The 22,327-nt window shown below is 69.6% G+C and carries 22 protein-coding genes; 9 read left to right on the top strand and 13 right to left on the bottom strand.

Annotated elements, in window-relative coordinates:
• Positions 1–34: 34 nt before the first annotated feature.
• The 4 genes from OG734_RS28920 to OG734_RS28905 form a co-directional block, all read right to left on the bottom strand.
• Positions 35–490 carry an Lrp/AsnC family transcriptional regulator gene (locus OG734_RS28920; RefSeq protein WP_330290404.1) on the bottom strand — a complete coding sequence of 152 codons (456 nt, stop codon included), beginning with the start codon at positions 488–490 and terminating at the stop codon, positions 35–37.
• A 130-nt stretch (positions 491–620) separates the two neighbouring features.
• Entirely contained in the window at positions 621–1,319 is a 699-nt protein-coding gene (locus OG734_RS28915) for a UbiX family flavin prenyltransferase (protein WP_330290403.1), read from the bottom strand.
• Between the two features lie 120 nt (positions 1,320–1,439).
• Positions 1,440–2,348, bottom strand: a complete 909-nt coding sequence (gene mqnP, locus OG734_RS28910) for a menaquinone biosynthesis prenyltransferase MqnP (protein ID WP_330290402.1) — start codon at positions 2,346–2,348, stop codon at positions 1,440–1,442.
• Complete coding sequence (locus OG734_RS28905; protein WP_330290401.1) at positions 2,345–3,802, bottom strand: menaquinone biosynthesis decarboxylase; 1,458 nt, start codon at positions 3,800–3,802, stop codon at positions 2,345–2,347. The genes mqnP and OG734_RS28905 overlap by 4 nt, the downstream gene beginning before the upstream one ends.
• 97 nt (positions 3,803–3,899) lie before the next feature.
• Between OG734_RS28905 and OG734_RS28900 the strand changes: the two genes are divergently transcribed.
• Together OG734_RS28900 and OG734_RS28895 are read left to right on the top strand one after the other, a co-directional pair.
• On the top strand, positions 3,900–4,289 hold the full coding sequence (locus tag OG734_RS28900) for a PLD nuclease N-terminal domain-containing protein (RefSeq protein WP_330293823.1): 390 nt from the start codon (positions 3,900–3,902) through the stop codon (positions 4,287–4,289).
• A gap of 95 nt (positions 4,290–4,384) precedes the next feature.
• Positions 4,385–5,770 (top strand): purine-cytosine permease family protein, encoded by a 1,386-nt coding sequence (locus tag OG734_RS28895; protein WP_330290400.1) that lies wholly within the window; start codon positions 4,385–4,387, stop codon positions 5,768–5,770.
• Between the two features lie 157 nt (positions 5,771–5,927).
• Here the strand turns inward: OG734_RS28895 and OG734_RS28890 are convergent, their stop codons facing one another.
• Positions 5,928–7,718 carry an acyl-CoA dehydrogenase family protein gene (locus OG734_RS28890; RefSeq protein ID WP_330290399.1) on the bottom strand — a complete coding sequence of 597 codons (1,791 nt, stop codon included), beginning with the start codon at positions 7,716–7,718 and terminating at the stop codon, positions 5,928–5,930.
• A gap of 331 nt (positions 7,719–8,049) precedes the next feature.
• Between OG734_RS28890 and OG734_RS28885 the strand changes: the two genes are divergently transcribed.
• From OG734_RS28885 to OG734_RS28870, 4 genes are read left to right on the top strand one after another with little or no spacing between them, the layout of a single operon-like run.
• Positions 8,050–8,700, top strand: a complete 651-nt coding sequence (locus OG734_RS28885) for an RNA polymerase sigma factor (protein WP_330290398.1) — start codon at positions 8,050–8,052, stop codon at positions 8,698–8,700.
• A complete protein-coding gene (locus OG734_RS28880) occupies positions 8,697–9,335 on the top strand; it encodes a hypothetical protein (protein ID WP_330290397.1) in 639 nt (212 codons plus the stop codon). Before OG734_RS28885 ends, OG734_RS28880 begins: the two co-directional genes overlap by 4 nt.
• Positions 9,332–10,717 carry an acyltransferase family protein gene (locus OG734_RS28875; protein WP_330290396.1) on the top strand — a complete coding sequence of 462 codons (1,386 nt, stop codon included), beginning with the start codon at positions 9,332–9,334 and terminating at the stop codon, positions 10,715–10,717. The genes OG734_RS28880 and OG734_RS28875 overlap by 4 nt, the downstream gene beginning before the upstream one ends.
• 19 nt (positions 10,718–10,736) lie before the next feature.
• The gene (locus OG734_RS28870) at positions 10,737–11,540 is read left to right on the top strand and encodes an SAM-dependent methyltransferase (RefSeq protein WP_330290395.1); all 804 of its coding nucleotides are present in this window, start codon (positions 10,737–10,739) and stop codon (positions 11,538–11,540) included.
• 153 nt (positions 11,541–11,693) lie between these two features.
• On the opposite strand, the gene OG734_RS28865 is transcribed toward OG734_RS28870, so the two are convergent.
• The 4 genes from OG734_RS28865 to OG734_RS28850 all read right to left on the bottom strand — a co-directional run bounded on the left by OG734_RS28865 (position 11,694) and on the right by OG734_RS28850 (position 13,892).
• Complete coding sequence (locus OG734_RS28865) at positions 11,694–12,038, bottom strand: SCO0607 family lipoprotein (protein WP_443064932.1); 345 nt, start codon at positions 12,036–12,038, stop codon at positions 11,694–11,696.
• Positions 12,039–12,256: 218 nt separating this feature from the next.
• Positions 12,257–12,790: a WD40 repeat domain-containing protein gene (locus OG734_RS28860; RefSeq protein WP_330293821.1), complete on the bottom strand. Its 534-nt coding sequence runs from the start codon at positions 12,788–12,790 to the stop codon at positions 12,257–12,259.
• A 72-nt stretch (positions 12,791–12,862) separates the two neighbouring features.
• Positions 12,863–12,982 carry a DUF397 domain-containing protein gene (locus OG734_RS28855; RefSeq protein ID WP_330290394.1) on the bottom strand — a complete coding sequence of 40 codons (120 nt, stop codon included), beginning with the start codon at positions 12,980–12,982 and terminating at the stop codon, positions 12,863–12,865.
• Positions 12,945–13,892, bottom strand: a complete 948-nt coding sequence (locus tag OG734_RS28850) for a DUF5753 domain-containing protein (protein WP_330293820.1) — start codon at positions 13,890–13,892, stop codon at positions 12,945–12,947. The genes OG734_RS28855 and OG734_RS28850 overlap by 38 nt, the downstream gene beginning before the upstream one ends.
• A gap of 125 nt (positions 13,893–14,017) precedes the next feature.
• Here OG734_RS28850 and OG734_RS28845 point away from each other — a divergent pair, with 125 nt between their 5' ends.
• Positions 14,018–14,470, top strand: a complete 453-nt coding sequence (locus OG734_RS28845; protein WP_330290393.1) for a DUF7848 domain-containing protein — start codon at positions 14,018–14,020, stop codon at positions 14,468–14,470.
• A gap of 31 nt (positions 14,471–14,501) precedes the next feature.
• On the opposite strand, the gene OG734_RS28840 is transcribed toward OG734_RS28845, so the two are convergent.
• From OG734_RS28840 to uvrA, 3 genes are all read right to left on the bottom strand, one after another.
• Entirely contained in the window at positions 14,502–14,921 is a 420-nt protein-coding gene (locus OG734_RS28840) for a VOC family protein (RefSeq protein ID WP_330290392.1), read from the bottom strand.
• A 335-nt stretch (positions 14,922–15,256) separates the two neighbouring features.
• Positions 15,257–16,129 (bottom strand): proteasome subunit beta, encoded by an 873-nt coding sequence (gene prcB / locus OG734_RS28835; protein ID WP_330290391.1) that lies wholly within the window; start codon positions 16,127–16,129, stop codon positions 15,257–15,259.
• A 92-nt stretch (positions 16,130–16,221) separates the two neighbouring features.
• Positions 16,222–18,813: an excinuclease ABC subunit UvrA gene (gene uvrA, locus OG734_RS28830; RefSeq protein ID WP_330290390.1), complete on the bottom strand. Its 2,592-nt coding sequence runs from the start codon at positions 18,811–18,813 to the stop codon at positions 16,222–16,224.
• A gap of 138 nt (positions 18,814–18,951) precedes the next feature.
• On the opposite strand from uvrA, the gene OG734_RS28825 reads away from it, so the two are divergent.
• Positions 18,952–19,674: a MerR family transcriptional regulator gene (locus OG734_RS28825; protein WP_330290389.1), complete on the top strand. Its 723-nt coding sequence runs from the start codon at positions 18,952–18,954 to the stop codon at positions 19,672–19,674.
• Between the two features lie 305 nt (positions 19,675–19,979).
• Positions 19,980–20,927, top strand: a complete 948-nt coding sequence (locus tag OG734_RS28820; protein ID WP_330290388.1) for a transglutaminase-like domain-containing protein — start codon at positions 19,980–19,982, stop codon at positions 20,925–20,927.
• Positions 20,928–20,946: 19 nt separating this feature from the next.
• Here OG734_RS28820 and OG734_RS28815 read toward each other — a convergent pair whose 3' ends face one another.
• Positions 20,947–22,230: a PucR family transcriptional regulator gene (locus OG734_RS28815; protein WP_330290387.1), complete on the bottom strand. Its 1,284-nt coding sequence runs from the start codon at positions 22,228–22,230 to the stop codon at positions 20,947–20,949.
• Positions 22,231–22,327 lie beyond the last annotated feature (97 nt).

Here is a 22,327-nt window from a genome sequence, read left to right as displayed (position 1 = left end):
CCAGACAGACTTCGTAAACCGTACTCCCCGGCCCCTACTGCTCTTCCGGCAGCTCACCGACCCTGTTCTCCCACTTCGTGGAGAGCACGATGGTCGTACGGGTCCTGGAGACGCCCGCCGTCCCGCTGAGCCGCCGGATGATCTTCTCCAGCCCGTCGACGTCGCTCGCCCGCACCTTGAGCATGAACGAGTCGTCGCCCGCGATGAACCAGCAGTCCTCGATCTCACCGAGGTCCCGGAGCCGGCGCGCCACGTCCTCGTGGTCGGCGGCGTCGGAGAGCGAGATGCCGATGAGCGCGGTGACGCCGAGGCCGAGCGAGGCGGCGTCGACGGTGGCGCGGTACCCGGTGATGACACCGGCTGTCTCCAGCCGGTTGATGCGGTCGGTGACACTGGGTCCCGACAGACCGACGAGGCGCCCCAGCTCGGCGTAGGAGGCCCGGCCGTTCTCCCTCAGGGCCTGGATGAGCTGCCTGTCCACGGCGTCCATGCGATCGAGCCTTCCGATGAAGAGTCCTGAAGTTTGCTGAACATTTTTGAAGATTGCTGACGATGGCTGAAGGTACTGGGGTTCCTGAAAGTGCTGAGCGGTGCCGCCAGTTGTTGATACGTACGCCGGCTCAGTCGTTATCAGTACGGGACGTACGGAACGGCCCGGCCCCGCCGCCGAGTTCGCCCTCCCAGCGGCGGTACAGCCCGTGCGGGACGCCCGCCGCGTCGAGCACGCGCCCGGCGACGAAGTCCACGAGGTCCTGGATGTGGGTGGCGCCGGCGTAGAAGGCGGGCGAGGCCGGTACGACGCTCGCGCCGGCGTCGTCCAGAGTCACCAGGTGCCGCAGTGTCTGCCCGTTCAACGGTGACTCCCGTACGGCGACGACAAGTGCGCGCCGTTCCTTGAGGGTCACACTGGCCGCCCGCTGCAACAGGTCCTTCGACAGCCCGAGCGCGACCCCGGCCACGCAGGCCGTGGAGGCGGGCACGATCAGCATCCCCTTGGTGGCGTACGACCCGGAGGAGGGCCCGGCGGCCAGGTCCCCGGCGCTCCAGTGCCGTACGCCGTTGATGTCCACGGCGAAGGTGTCGGGCTTGCCGTCGGCACCCCGGGCCAGCCATTCCCGCAGGTCGTCCTGCCAGTGGGCGTCCCGGAAGGAGATCCCGGTCTCGTCGAGCAACGTGAGCCGCGAGGCCCGGCTGACGACCAGATCGACGGCTTCCCCCGCTCCGAGCAGCGCACGCAGCACAGCAGCCGCATACGGCGTCCCTGACGCTCCGGACACCCCCACGATCCAAGGCGTGCGCTGCGTTTCTCCTGCGTTCACACCCTGAGCCTACCGGCGGACGGGACCGTGTTCAGGACAGGGCGCTGTCCTTGGGGACCACGGGGAGACGAGCGGTGGCCTCGGTGAACTTGCCGAGCGGTGACCGATCACTCGATCGAGTCAGATCGTGAGCCCGCGGACGAGCAGATCCAGCAGCGCGCAGACGAAAAGGCTGATCCCGATAAAGCCGTTCGTCGAGAAGAACGCCCTGTTGAGTCGCGACAGATCATGCGGCCGCACGATCCTGTGCTCGTACACGAACGCCCCCGCCACGATCAGCAGCCCCAGCCAGAAGAACGCGCCCGCGTCCGTGACCAGCGCGTACCAGACGAACAGGCCCGTCGTCAGGGCGTGACAGACCCGCGCGCTCCACACCGCCGCCGGGATGCCGAAGCGTGCGGGCACCGACAGGACGCCGGTCTCACGGTCCGTCTCGATGTCCTGGCAGGCGTAGATCAGGTCGAAGCCGCCGATCCAGATGCCGACCGCGAGACCGAGGATCACCGCGTCCCAGGACCACTCCCCCGTGATCGCCAGCCAGCCGCCGACCGGGCCCATGGTTTGGGCGAGGCCCAGGATGGCCTGGGGGAAGTTCGTGAACCGTTTGCCGTACGGGTACACCACCATCGGGATCACCGCGACGGGGGCGAGGGCCAGGCACAGGGGGTTCAGGAGGGCGGCCGAACCGAGGAAGACGACGACGGCGATCAGGGCGCCGGTCCAGGCGTGCTTCACCGACATCGCGCCCGTGACCAGTTCACGGTGGGCCGTGCGCGGGTTACGGGCGTCGATCTCACGGTCGATGATCCGGTTGACCGCCATCGCGAAGGTGCGCAGACCGACCATGCAGACGGTCACCAGAAGCAGTCGGCCCCAGTGGATGTTCTTGTCCATCTGGAACATCGCCGTCAGCGCCGCGATGTAGGCGAAGGGCAGCGCGAAGACCGAGTGCTCGATCATCACCAGGCGCAGGAAGGCCTTGGTGCGGCCCGGCTGGGGCAGTGCGGCGGATGCGGATGCGGAACTCACAGGCCGTATTCCTTCCAGCGTCTGTCGACCTTCGCCGCCGTGTCCGGGTCCGGCAGCACCATCTCGGGCCACCCGCCGTCCCGCGTGTACCCCTCCTCGGGCCACTTACGGGTCGCGTCGATGCCCGCCTTGCCGCCCCAGAACTGCTGGTAGGAGGCGTGGTCGAGGTGGTCGACAGGGCCTTCGACGACGGTCAGGTCGCGGGCGTAGTCCGTGTTGCCGAGGGCGCGCCAGGCGACCTCGTGCAGATCGTGGACGTCGCAGTCCGAGTCGACGACGATGATCAGTTTGGTCAGGGACATCATGTGGGCGCCCCAGACCGCGTGCATCACCTTCTGCGCGTGTTTCGGGTACTTCTTGTCGATCGCGACGATCGCGCAGTTGTGGAATCCGCCGGCCTCGGGGAGGTGGTAGTCCACGATGTCCGGGACGATGATCTTCAGCAGGGGCAGGAAGAAGCGTTCCGTGGCGCGACCCAGCGGGCCGTCCTCCGTGGGCGGCCGGCCGACGACGATCGACTGGAGCAGCGGGCGCCGCCGCATCGTCACACAGTCGATCGTGAGCGCCGGGAAGGGTTCCTGCGGGGTGTAGAAACCCGTGTGGTCGCCGAAGGGGCCCTCGGGGAGCATCTCGCCGGGCTCCAGCCAGCCCTCCAGCACCACTTCCGCCTGCGCCGGCACCTGCAACGGCACCGTCTTGCAGTCGACCATCTCGATCCGCTTGCCCGCGATGAACCCGGCGAACAGGTATTCGTCGATGTCACCGGGAAGGGGGGCCGTCGACGCGTAGGTGACGGCGGGCGGGCAGCCGAAGGCGATGGCGACCGGCAGGCGCTCGCCCTTGCGTGCCGCCACCTGGTAGTGGTTGCGGCTGTCCTTGTGGATCTGCCAGTGCATGCCGATCGTGCGCTTGTCGTGCCGCTGGAGGCGGTAGAGGCCGAGGTTGCGTACGCCGGACTCCGGGTCCTTGGTGTGCGTCAGCCCCAGGTTGAAGAAGGAACCGCCGTCCTCGGGCCAGGTGAAGAGGGCCGGGAGGCTGTCGAGGTCCACCTCGTCGCCCTTGAGGACGACCTCCTGCACGGGCGCGTTGTCCGACTTCACCTTCTTCGGCGGTACGTGGACCATCGTGCCGAGCTTGCCGAAGGCCTCCCGCACACCCACGAAGCCGTGCGGCAGCTCGGGCTTCAGCAGCCCGCCGATCCGGTCACTGATGTCCGCGTACGACTTCAGCCCCAGCGACTTGAGCAGCCGCCGGTCGGTGCCGAACACGTTCATCGCCAGCGGCATCGCCGACCCGCGCACGTTCTCGAAGAGCAGCGCGGGCCCGCCTGCCTTCTGCACCCGGTCGACGATCTCCCCGACCTCCAGGTACGGGTCCACCTCGGCCTTGATGCGCTTGAGGTCGCCCTCGCGCTCCAGCGCCCTGAGCAGGGAGCGAAGATCGTCGTAAGCCATGCGTTCCAGTATCCGTTACGCACTACCCTGGACCTGCCAGCGGGGGCCGGACGCGACCGTCAGTGCGCCCGGACAGCGACTCAAGGGGACCGAATACATGCTGCGGGTGCTGTTGATCCTGGTGCCTCTCGCACTGAGCATCTACGCGTTCATCGGCTGCGTCACCACGCAGGAGAAGGATGTCCGCTTCATGCCCAAACCCGTGTGGGCCATCCTCATCCTCCTGTTCCCGCTGGTCGGCTCCGTCTCGTGGCTGATCATCGGCCGCGACCGTGCCACCTCGCAGCGCCTGGGCAGTTCCTCGGGCGGCCAGTGGGTCGCCCCTGACGACAACCCGGAGTTCCTGAAGTCCCTCAAGGACGAGAACGTCGAGGACTCAGGGCCCGTGGTGGACGACGACGCCCATCTGCGGGACTGGGAGGCCGACCTGCGCCGCCGCGAGGAGGAGCTGAAGCGCCGGGAGAGCGGCGAGGACCCCGAGAAGTAACCGCGTAACCCGTACAAGCTGTACGCCGACGAGCCCCCCGAAGCGGACAATGCGCCCCTGGGCCGGACCTGGTGCGGGCCGGACACTTATTCCGCATGACGACTGCTCCGGCCAGTACTCCTCCCGCGACCCCGGCCCCTGAGTACGGCGACAAGGTCATCGCCGTCGAGACGGCGGGCGCGGATCCCATCCCGGACGCCGAACGGCACGGTGCCCCGCTCCAGTTGCTGTGGACCTGGGCCTCTCCGAACATCGAGTTCGCGACCGTCTACATCGGCGTGATCTCGGTCCTCTTCTTCGGCCTGAACTTCTGGCAGGCGTCCGCGGCCCTGCTGCTGGGCACCGCGCTCGGTTCGCTGACGCACGGGATCCTCTCCCTCGACGGGCCCCGGTTCGGCGTACCGCAGATGGCGATAGGCCGGTTCGCCTTCGGGTACAGGGGGAATCTGCTGCCCGCCGGTGTGAACGCGCTTGTCGCGGGCGTCGGCTGGTTCGCGGTCAACAGTGTGAGCGCCGCTTTCGCGCTCAACACGCTGACCGACCTGCGTCCGCTCCCCTCCCTGCTGCTCGTGGTGGCGGCGGAGATCGTGATCGGCTTCATCGGCCACAACTTCGTGCACGCCTTCGAGAAGTACGCGTTCCCGGCGCTGGCCGTCGTCTTTCTGCTGGCCGGTGTCTGGACGTTCAAGGAGGCCGACCTGAGTGCGCCGGGCGCCGGCGGCGGCATCGGCGGTTTCCTGCTCGCCTTCAGCGCGGCCTGGGGTTACACGGCCGGCTGGAACCCGGGCGCCTCGGACTACTCCCGCTATCTCCCGCGTACGGCGAACCGCTTGCGCACCGCGCTCCACCCGGCCGTGGGCCTGTTCGTGTCCGTCTCCGTCGTGGCGCTGATCGGCGCCGCCTCCGCGACGATCGTCGCTCCCGAGGGCGCGACCCCGACGGCGGCCTTCACGGGTCATCTCCCGGGCTGGCTCAGCGACTTGGTACTGCTGGCGATCATCCTGGGCGCGGTCTCGGCGAACGCCCTGAACGTCTACTCCTCCGCGATGTCGATCACTTCCCTGGGTCTGCGGCTGCCCGTGTGGCTGGGGCGCGGCGCGATCGTGGTGCTGTGCGGGCTGGCGGGTACGGCGGCGGCCTGGTCGTCGCTGTCGGACGCGGGGCACGCGTACGAGGCGTTTCTGCTGGTGATCGCCTACTGGGTGGGGCCGTGGCTGGGGGTGGTTCTGGTGGAGCGGTGGTTGCAGGCGCGGACGCCGGTGGAGGCGCTGAGCGCGCGGCTGTCCGACAGGTCCTTCGCCAACTGGCCTGGAGTGGCTGCCCTGTTGGCGGGCATCGCGGTGTCGGTGCCGCTCTTCTCGAACCAGGAGAAGTACGTGGGCTGGGTGCCGGAGCAGTGGCCGTCCTTCGGCGACATCACGTGTCTGGTGGGGTTCGTGGTGAGTGCGGGGCTGTACCGGGTGTTGCGGAGGGCGGCCTGAGGCCGATCGATCGGCCGGGCGTACATCCCCCACACGCCCGGCACACATCAGTTGCGCATCCCTCCTACGCGTCATGAGCACGTCATTATTAGGCCAAGAGTCGTCCCGTCGCAGCTCAAGATCAGACGGTTCAAACGGGTCAAACAGGCCAGGCGGGTCAGACGCCGCTCAGCATCGGCAGCGCCGAGAGGTGTTCCTCCGGGACGTCGAAGGCCTGCGTCAGGGTGCTGAGGTGCGGGGCGAGCCGGGTCGTGAGGGCGTGCAGGGTCTCCGGCAGAGCGCGTACCTGGTCGGCGGTGAGGGCCTGTTCGGCGAGCAGCAGGCCGCTGCGGGCGCTGACCTGGCGGAGGAGGAAGAGCGCGCTCAGGTCCTCCAGGACGGCGCGCGTGATCGGGTCGGACGCGCGGGCGCAGGCGGCCAGTAAAGCGTCGGCGGCCTGGCCGACCGTGTACGCCTCGACGAGGTTGAGGGCGGCGTCGGACGCGTTGTTCCAGCGGCCGAGGGCGTCGCCGCCGCCACCGCGCCGCAGATCGCGACGGGCGGCGAGGTGCCAGTAGCGCTCGGCGGTGGTGAGGGCGCGGCGCAGCAGTCCCGAGTCGGTCAACGGCTCGTCACCGGTGGGCCGGACGGGCTCCGCCGCCAGGTCGTGCCCGAAGATCATCTCGGCGCCGGCCTTGCACCAGATCGCCACGTTGTCGCCCTCGGCGGTGATCGCGCCGTCCATGTCACCGGCCATGGCGGCGATTCCGTTCACGGGGAACAGCCCCCGGGCGCCGCACCGCTCCCGGCTCTCGGTGGCGATCTCGCGGGCCCGCCAGGTGACCCACCCCTTGGTGACGGCGACCAGGCGCTCGGCGTCCGCGCGGTCCTCGGGCGTGTGGGTGACCCAGCGTTCGGTGGCCGCCCGGTGCAGGAAGGTCATGGCGTAGGCGGTGGCGGTGTGGTCGAGGAGGCGGCTGTGGTGGCTGCGGTGGGCGGCGAGCGGGACGCGCTGCCCGGCGACCGGCCCGGATATGTGCCGGGTGTACGAGTACCGGACGGCGATCGCGAGTGCCGTACGGGCCACCCCGAGCCCGCTGGCGCTCATGCACAGCTTGCCCGCGGTGACGCGGCTGATGGCGTGGATGAACCGCTTGCGGGGACTGCCGACGGAGCTGACGAGGCTTCCGTCGGGCAGGAGTTGTCCGTGGGCGCCCTGGATGAGGGCGGTGCGGGGCAGCCGTACGTTGTCGAAGTTCGTGGCGCAGTGGTCAACCGTGGCGCCGACGCGCTCCGGCAGCAGGGTGACGGTGATGCCGGGCAGGGTGCCGTACTCGTCGCTCAGCGGGGTGAGGAAGAGGAAGGCGCCCAGGTACTTGTCGTCGACGATCAGCCGGGCAGCGACCACCGCGGTCTTGGGGCCGCCCGCCGAGCTGGTGTTGGGCATGTACTTCTGCGCCCCGGGGTGCGGGGTGTGCAGAACGAACTCGTCGCGCTCCCTGTCGTACCGGGCGACGGTCTCCAGCGCCGGTACGTCGTTGCCGTGCGCGCGCTCGGTGCACAGGAACGTCCCCATCCGGGACATGGTGGCGAAGTCCGTCAACTCGCGTGGCGGGGAGACCTTGTCGTCGACGACGCTGCCGAGAAAGAGGTTGTAGTGAATACCGGCGACGGTGACCGTCGCACCGTCCACGGGGCAGGTCCACTCGTGCAACGCCGCGAGTCCGCGCGGGTCGTTGGCGAAGTGTTCGGGCGAGGGAACCTGTTTGTTCAGGGCTCGCAGCCGCTCGTAGGCGAGCTGCCATCGCTGCTGGGTCCCCAGTCCGGGCCGATACCGGAACAGTTCGTCCGAGACCGCTTTGCGCCAGCGGCCGTGGACCTCGTTTCCGTCCGCGCCATCACTGAAGAGGAGGCTGGTGATGGCGGCTTGGTCAAGGACTGGATGGGGCGTGCGTGTCTCCGTGGTCATGATGATCAAGATGCCCATCGCCATTCGGGGATCAACCAATAGTGACCAGGAGCACTTAAGAAATTGACGAATATGCGGCATTAATAGACAGGAATCGGTCGAAGCGCGGCGGTGGCGGTTTGGGTGAATTCGAACGCTCGAACGACCCCCCGCAGGCCCCACCGTGCCTCCTCGGCCCATTAATCGGAATCCAGTTCGAGTCAATTGGAACGCAGGGATTCCAGGGCGCATCTGGTATCCGTATCGCTCATGGGAGCCCCGTAACGCTTTTCGCGTCTCCGCCCAAGAACAGGTGTAAGAGCCACTACGAGCAGACGCGAAGGAGATGCCGGTGGATGGCGCGAAGCCGGAAAGGTTACGGAGTGGGCCCGCCGAGGCCGTGCGGGACCCGGAGCTGTTCGAAGCGTTCTACCGGCGCCATGTGGACGCGGTGTTGCGGTTCGTGGCCCGGCGCGTCGACGACCCCCACACCGCGGCCGACCTGACGGCCGAGATCTTCCTCGCCGTTCTCGACTCGGCCCACACCTACCAGCCGCGCCTGGGCAGCGAGACGGCCTGGCTGTACGGCATCGCGCGCAACGTCGTCTCGTCGGAGCGGCGCCGGGTCGCCCGCGAGGCCGAGCGGGACCGGCGCTTCTTCGGGCGGCGACTGCTGGAGCCCGACGACATAGTCCGCATCGAGGACAAGCTCGACGCGGAGAGCCCCGGGCGGCGCGCCCTGGCCGCTCTCGAACGACTGCCCGAGGGCGAGCGGGCCGTGCTGGAACTGATCGTGGTCGACCAGCTCACGCTCCCGGAGGCGGCCGCCGCGCTGGGCATCCGCCAGGTCACGGCCCGGGTCCGACTGCACCGGGCACGCAAGGCGCTGCGCGGGGAAGCGGGCTCCGGGGCGGCTTCCAAGGCGGATTCCACGGTGGCTTCCACGGCTGTGGAGACGGCGCCGGACACATCACTGCTGTACGTCAGGAGGGGCGAGGCATGAGCCCGAGGACAGCGTTCGAGGACCGGCTCCTGCAGGAGCTGAAGCGGGAGATCGAGCTGCGCGAGGCCGTATCGACAGAGGTCGACACAGGTGAGCGTGGGACGAGCACCTCCGTAGGGCGCCTGGTCACCCCGCGCCGGATCGCCCTCGCCGCGGCGACCTGCGCTGTGGCCGGACTCGCCGTGGTGGTCGTACCGGGTACGCCTGCCGAATCGATGGCGTACGCGGTGCAACACCACGGCGACGACAGGGTCACGCTCACTCTCAAGGAGGCCATCGACATCGACGCCCAGTACGACCTCGCGGAGGAACTGCGCCCGGACGGCATCGAGGTGGACGTGGCGGTGCTCCCACCCGGGTACACCTGCAAGCCGTGGGGCAGGGGGGTGACCCTCCAGCTCCTGCTGACCGGGAAGGACGGAGACGTCACCATCGCTGAACGCGCCAGCGCCTGGACGGCGCCCGCGCAGGTCACCCTGAGCAAGGGCAACGTGCTGGTTTTCGAGAACACCAAGGGCAGCGCCGAGCCGCGGGCGATCCACGCCTACGAAGTCGAGCGCTACGCACTCGACTCCTCCACGACCAAGACCGAAGACCAGTCCGAGCCCTGCGTCCCCGTGAAGCCCACCCCATGACCAGCCCACCGAACGACTCAACGGAACGCCTGGCCAGGCTGGGCTGGCTGGACGCCCTGCGCGGCATCGCGGCGCTCGTCGTCGTGTTCGACCACTCCTCGTACTCCTTCCTGCCGGAGTTCCGGCGGGAGCTGGTGCCCGAGTTCAACACCAGCCGGTACGGCATCATGGTGTTCTTCCTGGTGAGCGGCTACATCATCCCGGCGTCGCTCGAACGCCGGGGCTGTGTACGGACGTTCTGGATCGGGCGGGTGTTCCGCATCTACCCCCTGTGCGCGGCAGCCGTCGCCGCCGTCCTCGCCCTCGGCCTGCTGGGCATCGCGGAGCCACGCACCGAAATCGGCGCCGCCACCACCGCCGTCGCCCATCTCACCCTGTTCCAGGAGTTGTTGGGCACCCCCAACCTCCTCCTCGTCCTGTGGACCCTCTCCTACGAGATGGCTTTCTACCTCCTCGTCGTCGCCCTCTTCACCATCCGCCGGCACGAGAGATCGGCGCCCGTCGCCCTCACCCTGGCCGGGCTCGCCGCCGTGAGCGTGGCGGCGGGGGTCACGCTCCCGCCCTCCGCCCTCTCCGACGCGGTCGGCACCGGCCGACTGGTCGCCCTCACCGCGATCGCCCTGACGGTCGCCATCTGCTGTACGAGCGCCAGATCGCCCCAACTCCGCGTGTTCGGGGGTGGGTTGGGAGGGGCTTTGGCGCTCGTACTGGTCCTCTTCAACGGCACCATCCCGGTGTGGGAGGGCCTGGTGATCCTCGCCGTGATGTTCCTCGGCACGGTCGTCCATCGGGCCGAGCACGGCCGGAGCAGTTGGTGGTACGCGGCCTGCACAGCGGTCGTGGTCGTCGCCTGCGCCGTGGGAAGCGCGTACGGGTACGGCGACGGGGACCACTTCACGCGGCGCGCCTGGATCTCGGCGTTCCTGCTGGCCGTACTCACCTTCGGCGTCGGACTGGCACTGCGGGACCGCCGCGTACCGCGCCTGCTGATCGGGCTGGGCACGATCAGCTACTCGGTCTACCTGCTGCATCCGGTGCTGCTGACGGTGAGCGACGGCACGATCGGCCGCCTGCGGCACAACAGTCCCCTACCGGAGATCGCCTTCTTCGCGGTGCTGCTGCCGCTGTGCGTGCTGAGCCAGCGTTACGTCGAGGCGCCGGGGCAGGCGCTGGGCCGGAGGCTGGCGCGGCGTCACCCGCGCACACCCGGTCCGAGCGGGCCAGGTGTCGATGCCGATGCCGACCGAATACGTTGGCGCGCGACTGTCGGCGAACTCCGCCTCACCGTCGGCGAGTTGCATCTGCTGCACCGCGCACTGCCCGGCGCCGGCCGTCCCGTTCCTGGAAGCCTCGTGAACTACCCTCGCCGGAACGGATGTTGACCGACAGGAGGAGTGCAGGGTGACGCAGGACCAGGTCCACATCGAGGGCATCGACACCAGTAGGCCGCACCCTGCCCGGATCTACGACTACCTGCTGGGCGGCAAGGACAACTACGAGGTCGACCAGCAGGCCGGCGAAACGCTCGCCGCCGCGGCGCCCGAGGTGCGGATCGGTCTGCGGGCCAACCGTGCCTTCATGCGGCGCGCCGTGCGTCATGTGGTCGGCCGCGGCGTACGTCAGATCCTCGACATCGGCACCGGGCTGCCCACCTCGCCCAATGTGCACGAGGTCGCCCAAGAGCTGGTGCCGGAGGTGCGGGTCGCGTACGTCGACAACGACCCGATCGTGAAGGCGCACGCCGACGCGCTGCTGAGCCGCTCCGGCGGCGGGACCAGCACTGTGCTCGCCGATCTGCGCGACCCACGGGCCGTCCTGGACCACCCTGACGTCCGCCGGGTCATCGACTTCGACGAGCCGGTCGCCCTGCTCCTGGTCGCCGTCGTCCACTTCCTGGCCGACGCGGAGAAGCCCGGGGAGATCGTCGCCACCCTGCGCGACGCGCTCCCGGCGGGCAGCTTCCTGGTCCTCTCGCACGCCACGGGCGACTTCGCGGACCGCATCGACGCCCAGGCCGAGTACAGCAGGAAGGCGACCGCCAGTCTGAACCTGCGCCCTCGCGCCGAGGTGGAGCGGTTCTTCGACGGCTTCGCACTGCTCGAACCGGGCCTGCCCCAGGTCCCGTTCTGGCGCCCGGACACCCCGCCGGCGGAGCGGTCCGAGGAGATCGGTATCTATGGGGGCGTGGGCCGCAAGGCCGGGTGACCCTCGCGCCGCGTAGGGCCGCCATCCTGCTGCCCGGCCGGTGCGTCACCCCGGAGGCCGTGTCGAGGGTCTTCTTGCCGGTGCGCCTTTTCTTGGGCTTCTGGGCGCCCTCCTGACCGTGGTGGGCGCTGCCCGGAGGGCGGGTTGTCCGGATCAGCCCGCGGCGGGGACGTCGATGATGTTGCCGTCCTTGTCGAGCGTGTGGGTGCCCCAGTACACGTCCCACTTGTCGTCGACCTCCTTCGGCACCTTGCCCTCCGGATAGCGCGCGGATCCCGCCGGCGGCTCTTCTTTGTCCGACACGCAAGAGCTGCCGGCGCTGCCCACGGACAGAACGGGGTACTCGTCGCTGCCGCAGACTTTCTCTGTGTACTCGAAGCCGGAGCATCCGGTGAGTGCCACGACTGCGGCCGCACTCACGAGAGCACCAGCGGCGATACGAACCCTTGCGGGTCGAAAGGCAGCAGTGGCTCGGCTCGTTCTGCGGGGCAGATACATGATCGTCTCCAGTCGCTCTTGATCCGTCTGCCGCTACTCTCGCCGCCAGGAGCCGCCGCTCCATGAGTACGCGTACTCACCACGGCCCTCGTGGATACTCAACCGCTGTAGTTTCAGGGGGATTTGAAGGGGCAGGCCACCCTGGGCGGGCGGCGGATGTCCGGGCCCGGGGAGACTTCATCGTCGGCGTCGCACGTCCGATGCCCCGGACCTGATCCTCAACTCCCGCATGGCGGACGGTACTTCCACTGCGGGAAATACTGGCGCCATTCGGTGCGAGTGATCGTCGGGAAAACCGTGGCGCAGATCCGGGAGGCGGCGCGTTCGGTGTCGGGGTCCCAGAGCAGGACGGTCCAGTCCTGGCTGCCGGTGGCCAGGGTGCGGCCGTCGGGGCTGAAGGCGACCGACTTCACCGCGCCAGTGTGGCCCGTGAGGACCGACAGCCGGGCCGGGTTCCGTCGGCGGGTGACGTTCCAGATGCTGGCCGTGCTGTTCCGGCCGCCCACGGCCAGGGTGCGACCGTCGGGGGCGAAGGTCACGGAGTCCACCCCACCGGTCAGCCGCAGGGCGGACGGTGGGCGGGGGCGGCGTACGTCCACCGTGTTCCAGAGGCGTACGGTGCCCTGCTCGCCACCCGTCGCGAGGGTGCGCCCGTCGGGGCTGAACGCGAGCGTGTTGACGTAGCCGATCCGGGCGGGGACCGCCTCCAGCGGGCGGGCGTGGCCTGCTCCTCCCAGGGCCCACAGTGACATCACGGTGTGCCCGGCGGGTCTTCCCGCCGGGCACACCGCGTCGCGGCCACTACGTACTGACGTCCCGCGAGGTCAGCGGGACGTGAACGCCACGAACTCGGCCCAGGCGACACGGGTTACGACGATGACAGGGCCGCTGTGCGAGTTCTTGCTGTCACGGACCGGGACGACGCCGGGGAATCCTGGGGCCACTTCGATGCAGTTGCCGCCGTCGTTGCCGCTGTAGCTGCTCTTGATCCAGGTCGCCGTGGTGAGCTCGTGCCTGTGCATGATGCTCGTAACCCTCCATCACGTCGCTGATCAGAGCGGCGGATTCGCGGGCTGACGGAATGTCCGCCCTGAGCACATCATAGGTCTGGCTGTGGCGTGCGTAGTCTGCTGGATCATTGTTGAAGTGCCCCTGGCTCAGCGACTCCGAGTACACCCACCGCTCGTCGGGGAGATCGATCAGGGACATGGAACTCTTGGGTGGCACAAGCCCAAAAAGCCCCGTCGGGACCACCTGGATACGGATGTTGGGGCGCCGCCCAACGCCCAGCAGATGCGCGCACTGGTCACGCATGACCTCCGGGCTCCCCACCGCGTTACGCAGACAACTCTCGTCCAGGACGGCGACGTACAGCGGGCCGTCGTCAGCCAGGAAGCGCGGCTGGCGGCTCAACCGGGCCCGGACCCGTTCCTCCACCTCATTGCCGGTCGAAATCTGCGAGAACAGTGCGTGTGCGTAGCCCGGTGCCTGCAACAAGCCGGGAACAACCTGCTCCTGGTACTCCCGCAGGGCCACCGCCTCCGCGTCCATCTGCGCCCTGCGCGCGAACCAGTCCGGATGCTGCACCTCCGGATACCAGTCCACCTTCTTCCACAGCCGCAGCAACACCCCACCCGTACTCAGCAGTTCATCGCACGCCTTCGCGAACGTGTCCTGCGGGACGCTCGTTCCCGCCTCCACCTTCGCCACGTGGGACCGGTCGCACGGGATCCGTTGCGCCAGCGCCGCCTGGGTGAGCAGCGCGGCCTCGCGGAAGTGGCGCAACACCTCGCCGAACAGGGCGGCGTTGCTGACTCCGGTTCCGGAACCGTCCTCGGCGTTCCGTCGAACCACGCGTCCCCCCTCTGGTGCCAATGCCCCATTCACACGCCGCAGGCGTTGATACGGGCCGTTCCTCTCAGCCACTCTCGATACACCCAGAGTAATCGCGAGCAGTGACGTACGTACGGAGTTGGCACATGACCAAGGAACACCGTTCGGGTTTCGACCTGGTGCCCATCACGACCTACCCGGCGGCCCCCGAGCCCGTGCACGGCTGCGCCACCTGCGACGAGTTGGCCACGTTCCGGGCCATCGCCCGCGCCGAGTGCGACCGCACCCGCGAGACCGACGCCAACGTGCTGCTCCGGCGCCACCAGCGGCAGGCGCATCTCGGGGACGGGGCGAGCACCTCGGCCCGGCGCCGCATCTTCCGGTATGTGCCGTACTCGATCGTCCAGGACGGCTCCGCCGAGCCCGAGTACGAGGCGTGCTGCGTCTCGGGCGACGAGGACAACTGCGGGGCCTTGTCAGGATGGCACCCGGACCCGGCCAAGGTCGAGGAGTGGCAGCGGCGGCACACGCAGGAGACCGGGCACACGCGGTACCGCCGCTGCTTCGCCGACTACTCCGGACTGGAACCGACGGCGTGAGCCGAACGACGACGTCGGTCGACGATGGCGCCTACGGGCGTACGTACGGCCGGGTCAGGATCTCCAGGTTGTGTCCGTCCGGGTCGGCGAAGTAGGCGCCGGAGCCGCCGAAGAGGTGGTTGATGCGGCCGGGCTCGGTGTGGTTGGGGTCTGCGTAGTAGGTGACTCCGACCGCCTCCAGACGGACGATCACCGTGCCGAACTGGTCGTCGGGCACGAGGAACGCATAGTGCTGCGACTGGATCGGCTCGTCACGCTTCTCGTAGTAGTCGAGGGTCACGCCGTTGCCGAGGTCGATGGGCAGGAACGGCCCGAACGGGGCGCCGACCTCCAGGCCCAGGATCGTCGCGAGGAACTCGGCCGAGAGCTGCCGGTCGCTCGCGAAGACGGCATGGTGGTTCAACTGGACGGTGGTGGTGGGCAGTTCGGGGGTACGCGAAATCTGCGACATATGTGGTGTGTGCTCCGTGTCCTGGGTTCGCTGCGATGAGGTGCGCTTGCGATGAGGAAAGACACGAAGGAAAGGGCGGGCTGCGGGCCCGCCTCGGGCTCACGCCGAGGCCGGGCGCCCTGCTCGTATGTGGCCCATGGCCGACCCGGCAGTCATGCGCTCGATCTTATTCGTGGCTACAGGCAGGGTTCAAGAGGACTGTTGCGCTTGTTGTGCATCGGGAACCACTGACCCGGCTCCCGCCAGTGCTCGGTGCGGTACTGATCGTCCAGGGGCTGGCCAACGGAGGCACAGGTCATGTCGAGCGCATCAGCCAGTTTCTTCGGTTGCACCGACTATGGCAGGGCGGTCGGCCCGTCCGGACGGCTCTGCCGCCCCGCGACCATCTCCTGGCTGAGGTCCTCCGCCTCCTGGTCAGGGAAGCGTTCGAAGCCGTCCTCCGTGATCACCGAGACGATCGGGAAGATACGGCGGCCGATGTCCGGCCCGCCCGTCGCCGAGTCGTCGTCGGCCGCGTCGTACAGCGCCTGGAGTGCGGCGAGGGCGGCCTCACGGCGGGACATGTCCTCGCGGTACAGCTTCTTCAACGCGCCCCGGGCGTACGGCGATCCGGAGCCCTCCGCATGGAAGCCGAACTTCTCGTACGTCCCGCCGGTCACGTCGTACCCGAAGATCCGCCCTCGACCGACCCCGGCCCCGCTCCCGCCGGGTTCGTACCCGACGAGCAGCGGCACCACGGCCAGCCCCTGCATCGCCTGATCCAGGTTCTGGCGGATCAGGGTCGCGAGACGGGTCGCCTTCGCCCGCAGCGACATCGGGGTGCCTTCGACCTTCTCGAAGTGCGTCAGCTCGACCTGGAAGAGCTTCACCATGTCCAGCGCCATCCCGACGCTGCCCGCGAAGGCGACGGCCGTGTGGTCGTCGGCGGGATGCACCTTCTCCAGGTCCCGCTGGGCGATCAGGTTGCCCATGGTGGCCCTGCGGTCACCGGCGAGCAGCACGCCGTCGCGGTAGGTCAGCGCCAACACCGTTGTCCCGTGCGGGAATCGGTCCGGGTCCGGACGTACGCCCGCCGGTAGGAAACGGTCGTTGCGGTGCAGCAGCTCCGGTCGGTGAGCTGCCACGAACTCCGTGAACGACGAACTCCCGGGTACGAAGAACTCCGCGCCCAACCGGCCGCCGAGGCCGCCGTGTTCACTCCCCGTCATACCTGCCTCCCCGTCCGCTGCACTCGTACGCGCGGCGCATGACCGACTCCTACCAAGCACCGGCAACAGAGAAACCACCCGAGAAGCCACCGTCATGCCTTCACCCGTACGCCCTCCCGCAGAAACCCACCCGTGCGGGAGCCGCCCCCGTCCGCCGCCGCCTCCGCGACCTGCTCCGGCGTTCCCGCCGCGACCACGAGCCCGCCCCCGGCGCCGCCCTCCGGGCCGAGGTCGACGAGCCAGTCGGAGGCGCGCATGACGTCGAGGTTGTGCTCGATCGTGACGACCGAGTGGCCCGCGTCGACGAGTCGTTGGAGTACGTCGAGCAGGCGCGCGGTGTCGGCGGCGTGCAGGCCGGTGGTCGGTTCGTCGAGGAGGTAGAGGGTGCGTCCGGTCGCTCGGCGCCCCAACTCCTTGGCCAACTTGAGGCGTTGGGCCTCGCCGCCGGAGAGGGTGGTGGCGGGCTGACCCAAGGGGAGGTAGCCGAGGCCCACGTCCGAGAGCCGTTGCAGCCGGGCGGCGATCTGTCGTACGCCCCGGAAGACGGTGAGCGCCTCGTCCACCGTGGCGGCCAGTACCTCGGCGATGTCGTGCCCCTCGTAGCGCACCGCGAGCACCTCGCTCCGGAACCGGCGCCCCCGGCAGCCCGGGCACCGCACGTCCACCGCGGGCAGGAAGTGCATGTGCACGGCGAGCACACCGGCGCCCTCGCACCGCTCGCAGCGCCCGCCGGGCACGTTGAAGGAGAAGGCGGCCGGAGTCAGGCCTCTGGACCTCGCCGACTCCTGCGCGGCGAAGAGTTCCCTGACCGGGGTGAAGACGTCTGCGTAGGTCGCCGCGTTCGAGCGCGGGAGGCGGCTGATCGGCTCCTGGTCGATCGTCACGACCTTGTCGAGGTGCTCCCAGCCGTCGATACCGTCGTACTCCCCCGGTGCCACCGGCAACGCCCTTGCCGCGTCGAGGTGTTGATATGCCGCCCTGCCCAACACATCCAGTATCAGCGTCGACTTGCCCGAGCCGGACGGCCCGGTGACCGTCACAAGCCGCCCGAGCGGAATCCGCACGGTGACATCCCTGAGGTTGTGGGCGCGGGCCCCGCGAATCACCAACTCCGCACCGCCCTCGGGGCGTTCCTTCCGTACGGGGTGCTGGAGCCGGCCCGACAGATACGCGCCGGTCACGGACCCCTCCGTCGCAGCCACCTCCTCCGGCGTTCCCTCGGCGACGACCCTGCCGCCGTCCCTGCCCGCGCCGGGACCGATGTCGACGACGTGGTCTGCGGCCCACAGCACGTCCAGGTCGTGCTCGATGACGAGGACGGTGTTGCCCAGGTCCCGCAGGCGGCGCAGTACGTCGATGAGGCGGGCCGTGTCGGCGGGGTGCAGTCCGATGGTCGGCTCGTCGAGGACGTACAGCATGCCCGTGAGGCCCGAGCCGAGCAGCGCGGCCAGGCGCAGCCGCTGGGACTCGCCCGCGGAGAGGCTGGTGCTCGACTGGTCGAGGGTGAGATAGCCGACCCCGGTGTCGATGAGCCGGCGTATCCGTTCCTCCAGGTCGGCGACGACCGGTTCGGCGAACCGCCACTCGTCCCCGGTGGAGAATGCCTTCAACTCCACTACCCAGTCGGCGAGTTCATCGAGGGGAAGACGGGACGCGTCCGTGATGCCGAGCCCGTGCACGGTGACGGCCCGGCTCTCGGCGCGCAGCCTCGTCCCCTCGCACGCCCCGCAGGGCGCCTTCACCATCGAGCGCTCGGCCTTCTGCCGGTAGTCGGTGTCGTCGATGCGATCGGCGTAGCGGCGCATGAACGCGGTGACGACGCCCTCGAAACGGCCTGCGGAGACGGTGGCTGGGGGCTCGATCCCGATGGCCCCGAGGGCGGGGAGGTGGCTGCGGAACTCGGGCGACTCGACCCCGTACAGGAGCAAGTCCCTTGAAGGTGCTGGTAGTTCGGCTACCGGGACATCGGTGTCGAAGGTGAGGCCGTAGTGGTGGGCGGCGGCTCGCAGCAGGGGCAGGTTGCGCTCGACGAGCTGCTTGGGCCAGCCGCGCACGGCACCGGCGGCGACGCTCAACTCCTCCTCCACCAGGCTCCGTACGTCCACCCGGATGACCTCGCCGAGTCCGGTGCAGGACGGGCAGGCGCCTGCGGGCTTGTTGAAGGAGAAGGAGCCCATGACGAGTTGGGGTACGGGGGCGGAACAGTGCGGGCAGGCCACGGCCTCGCCGTCCGCCACTTCCGTCTCCGTCTCCGCCTCCTGGTCCTCCTCGTCGCCGGCCGGGTCGTGGGCGTACGACGGTGGGATCTCCTCCCCGCAGGCGGGGCACGGGCGTACGCCGATCCGGGACCACAGCAGCCGCAGATAGGTGAAGACCTCGGTCGCGGTGCCGACCGTCGAGCGGGGGCCGCGTCCTGCCGGACGCTGGTCGACGCTGACGGACGGGGAGAGACCGGTGATCGAGTCGACGGAGGGCCGGCTGACACCGGCGGTCGCCACACCCCACGACTCCATGTACTGCCGGTGGCTCTCACGGTGGAGGGTGTCGAGGGCGAGCGTGGACTTGCCGGAGCCGGACAGACCGGTCACGACGACCAGTTTCTGCTTGGGGATCGTGAGCGAGACGTTCTTGAGGTTGTGAAGACGGGCGCCTTTGATGTGCATCACGGGAGTTCGGTCGACCATGCCTGCATCTGTGCCTTCTTCCATGCCTTCATCCATACCTTCAAGTTTTTCATTGAAGTTCCCATTGGGACTTTGAGGCGGGATCACCGCCCGACACCCGCCCGACACGGCTCTCCATTGCCCCTAAGCTTCAAATCCGTGACGAACCATGAGGTACGGCTGCGGCCCGTCGATCTCGCCCGGTTGTCGGGGCTGTCGACGCAGCAGATCCGCAACTACGAGGACGCGGGCGTCCTGCCCCCGGCGGCGCGGACGGAGTCGGGCTACCGCGTCTTCGGGGACGTCCACCGCCGCGCGCTGCTGACGTACCGGGCCCTGCAGCCCGGGTACGGGCCACTGGCGGCGACCGCCGTCATGCGGACCCTGCACGATGGGGACCTGCCGGGCGCCCTCGCGCTCGTCGACGCGGCGCACGCCGGGCTGCACGAGCAGCGGACGGCGCTACGGGCGACGCGCGCGGCTCTGGAGGCGCTGACCGGCAGGCCGGCCTCGAAGGCGACGACCCCTGCGACCGGCCTGCGCATCGGCGAGGTGGCCGCCCTGCTCGGCGTACGGACGTCCGCGCTGCGGGTATGGGAGGCGGCGGGGCTGCTCACCCCAGGCCGCGAACGCGGCACGCGCTACCGGCAGTTCGGCCCCGACGACGTCCGCGACGCCCGTCTGATCCAGACCCTCCGCCGCAGCCACTACCCGCTGGACCAGATCCGTCCGGTGCTGGAGGAGCTGCGGCAGGAGGGCGGCACGGAGGCGCTGAGAACGGTGGTCGCGGCACGCGGGGAGGCCCTGGCGGGGCGTACGCGGGCGATGCTGGCGGGGGCGGGGCGGCTGGCGGAGTACATGGAGTACGTCGAGAACAACTGATGGCGGCCGATCACGGCTGATGACAGCTGATGACAGCTGATGAGAGTCAGGGCATCAGAGACAGCATCACCGCACGCGGCAGCGACGGATTGCCGGCGGCTAGGTATCGAGCGTCTGAGTCCGCCAGACACGCGAGCAGTGCCTGCTGGACCTGCCTCCCAAAGCTTGTTGGTAGTCGCTGTTCGTCGCTGGTCGTTTCCCTGGACATTTGGCGGCGAATTTTGACACGGTGGTGCGAGCCGGCCGGCATTCGAACACACGACCTAACGCATGATCTGACACCTGACCCCCAAGGGAGCCCCGCCGTGCCCTCCGCCCACCCCGGTCTCACCCCGGAAGCCGCCGCCTTCTATCGCACCCAGAGCACCTTCTCGGACCCCGGCGACCTCGCCCGACTGTACGCCGACCTCCCCTCCGGCCCCGCCCAACTCGCCCGCACAGCACGTGACTTGATGATCCACCGGGGCGAGAGCGACCAGTTCCGGCACACGCACCCCACCGACCGGCTGCACCACGACGCCGACGCCCGCTACGTCGACGACATCCTGCGCATCGTCATCGCACGCGACGGCTCCCCGCTGACCCGGCGGCGCGTGGCCGGGGACCGGTTCGTCGGCGTCTGCCGTGACTTCGCGCTGCTGCACTGCTCGTTGCTGCGGCACAGCGGCACTCCCGCCCGCGTGCGGTCCGGATTCGCGGACTACTTCCGGACGGACGGCTTCCACTGCGATCACGTCGTCACCGAGTACTGGGACGACGCGCGCGGCTGGCTCCTCGCCGACGCGCAGCTCGCCGATCCGGACATCACCGCCGCCGGGCGCGTCGACTTCGACCCGATGGACGTACCCCGTGACCGTTTTCAGGTCGCGGGCCGGGCATGGCGGGACATCCGGGCCGGGGACGCCGACCCCGACAACTACGGGCTGTACCCGCCGGAGGACGGGCCGTTGAACGGCGAGTGGTTCGTGGCCGGCAACATACGGCTCGACCTGGCCGCGCTGAACAAGGTGGAGACCCTGCTGTGGGACATCTGGGGGACGGAGTCGGAGGAGGACGGGCGGACCATGACCGAGCCCGTCCGCGAGCTGTACGACCGGGTGTCACTGGTCGTCGCCCCCGATGCTCCCGCCGACGTTCCTTTCGAGGCCGCCCGGCGGATCTTCGCCGAGGAGGACGGGCTGCGGACACCGCAGACCGTGCTGGAGTTGTCCGAGTACGACCCGCCACGCCACGTCACCCTCCGGCCCTTCTGACTCCTCCCCCGCCGACCGCCTACGCCACCGTCCGCAGACCACCCGCCCCCAACCCCAAGCCCGCCCCCGCGCCCGTCCCCCGCACCACCCGCCACGCGCAGGCCGCCGTCAGCAGTTCGCCGAGCAGGTCCGGGTCGTCGATCTCCAGGCCGAGAAGGGACTCGATGCGTTCCAGGCGCTGGTAGAGGGACTGGCGGCCGATGTGCAGGAGGGTCGCCGTGCGCGTCGGTGAGCAGCCGTTGCGCAGGTGGACCTCCAGGGTGCGGACCAGGTCGCTGGGGTGGGCCGCCTCCCAGGCCAGCAGGGGGCCCAGGGTGTGCTGGACCAGGCGGGTCAGGCGGTCGTGGTTGGCGTCGACGCCTCCTCGGGTCAGTTCCCGTTCGAGGGCGAGGGCCCTGGACGACGTCACCAGGGGACCCTGCGGGGCGTTCGGCTCCGGTGGCGGCACCGTCAGTGCCAGTTCCAGCGTCGTACGGGCCGCGCGCAGCGTCTCGCTCCAGCGCAGCCAGCCGCTGCCGGCGTCGACTGCATGGCCCACGGCGACGGTGAGTCCGGGGGCGGCGGCTGTACGGAAGGCGTCCTGTACCGCCCGTACGGGATCCCGTCCCGTCTTCGCCCCCGGCCCCGGCAGCACCGCGACCAGGGCGAGCATGTCCCCCGGGAAGGCGGCCCGCAGCACCGCCCCGCCCAGGGTGCGCGCCGCCCGGTCCACGGTGCCGACGTCGCGCGTGCCGTGCACGGAGACGCCGATCAGACGGGCGCCGGGGCCGGGGTGGAAGCCGGCGAGGGCGGCGCGGGCCTCGACCTCGGGCTGGTTGAGGGCCTGGCCGTCGGCGAGGTCGGCGAGCAGGGCGGCGGTGTGGTCGTCGCCCCAGGGGCGGGCGACCGTACGGCCGGACAGGCCCCGGGCGACGATCGCGCGGTTGGCGGCCTCCGTGATGCGTACGAAGGGGACGACGCGGCGCAGAGCGAGGAGTGGCAGGCCGAGGCGGCGGGCCTCGTCCGTCACCTCGGGCGGCATCGCGGGGAGCGCGCGGCCGATCTCCACCGCGAGGCCTGTCGCGCCCCGGGCGGCCAGTTCGCGGACGTACCGGCGCCGTACCTCCTCGTCCGCGTCGGTGAGGCCGAAGCCGTTGGTCAGCAGCAGTTCGCCGCCGTCGAGGAAGTTCGCGCCCTCGTACACCTCGCTGGAGTGGACCCAGCGCACGGGCCGGTCCAACGCGGCCTCGCCGGTGAGCAGTTCGGGCTCGGCGGCGCGGACCGGGTCGAGGGCCAGGAGTTCACGGAGGGTGAGTGCGGGCACGGGTGCCTCCCAAGGCGCTGACACTTCGTCCTGCTGGGGGATGCCCGGAGAGTACTTTCCGCACGTTGCCCCGGTGTTTCCGCCCAAGGAGAGTGGT

The sequence above is a fragment of the Streptomyces sp. NBC_00576 genome, from assembly GCF_036345175.1.
Classification (GTDB): domain Bacteria; phylum Actinomycetota; class Actinomycetes; order Streptomycetales; family Streptomycetaceae; genus Streptomyces.
Note: the sequence above shows the minus strand (reverse complement) of the source record. Positions and strands in the feature narration are given on the sequence as shown.

Coding starts and splice junctions, on each gene's coding strand:
- OG734_RS28905 (WP_330290401.1), bottom strand. CDS start 3,802: ATGGCTTACGACGATCTTCGCTCCCTGCTCAGGGCGCTGGAGCGCGAG.
- OG734_RS28865 (WP_443064932.1), bottom strand. CDS start 12,038: ATGTATCTGCCCCGCAGAACGAGCCGAGCCACTGCTGCCTTTCGACCC.
- OG734_RS28845 (WP_330290393.1), top strand. CDS start 14,018: ATGACCAAGGAACACCGTTCGGGTTTCGACCTGGTGCCCATCACGACC.
- OG734_RS28875 (WP_330290396.1), top strand. CDS start 9,332: ATGACCAGCCCACCGAACGACTCAACGGAACGCCTGGCCAGGCTGGGC.
- OG734_RS28900 (WP_330293823.1), top strand. CDS start 3,900: ATGCTGCGGGTGCTGTTGATCCTGGTGCCTCTCGCACTGAGCATCTAC.
- OG734_RS28895 (WP_330290400.1), top strand. CDS start 4,385: ATGACGACTGCTCCGGCCAGTACTCCTCCCGCGACCCCGGCCCCTGAG.
- OG734_RS28880 (WP_330290397.1), top strand. CDS start 8,697: ATGAGCCCGAGGACAGCGTTCGAGGACCGGCTCCTGCAGGAGCTGAAG.
- OG734_RS28840 (WP_330290392.1), bottom strand. CDS start 14,921: ATGTCGCAGATTTCGCGTACCCCCGAACTGCCCACCACCACCGTCCAG.
- prcB (WP_330290391.1), bottom strand. CDS start 16,129: ATGACGGGGAGTGAACACGGCGGCCTCGGCGGCCGGTTGGGCGCGGAG.
- OG734_RS28860 (WP_330293821.1), bottom strand. CDS start 12,790: ATGTCACTGTGGGCCCTGGGAGGAGCAGGCCACGCCCGCCCGCTGGAG.
- uvrA (WP_330290390.1), bottom strand. CDS start 18,813: ATGGTCGACCGAACTCCCGTGATGCACATCAAAGGCGCCCGTCTTCAC.
- OG734_RS28920 (WP_330290404.1), bottom strand. CDS start 490: ATGGACGCCGTGGACAGGCAGCTCATCCAGGCCCTGAGGGAGAACGGC.
- OG734_RS28890 (WP_330290399.1), bottom strand. CDS start 7,718: ATGACCACGGAGACACGCACGCCCCATCCAGTCCTTGACCAAGCCGCC.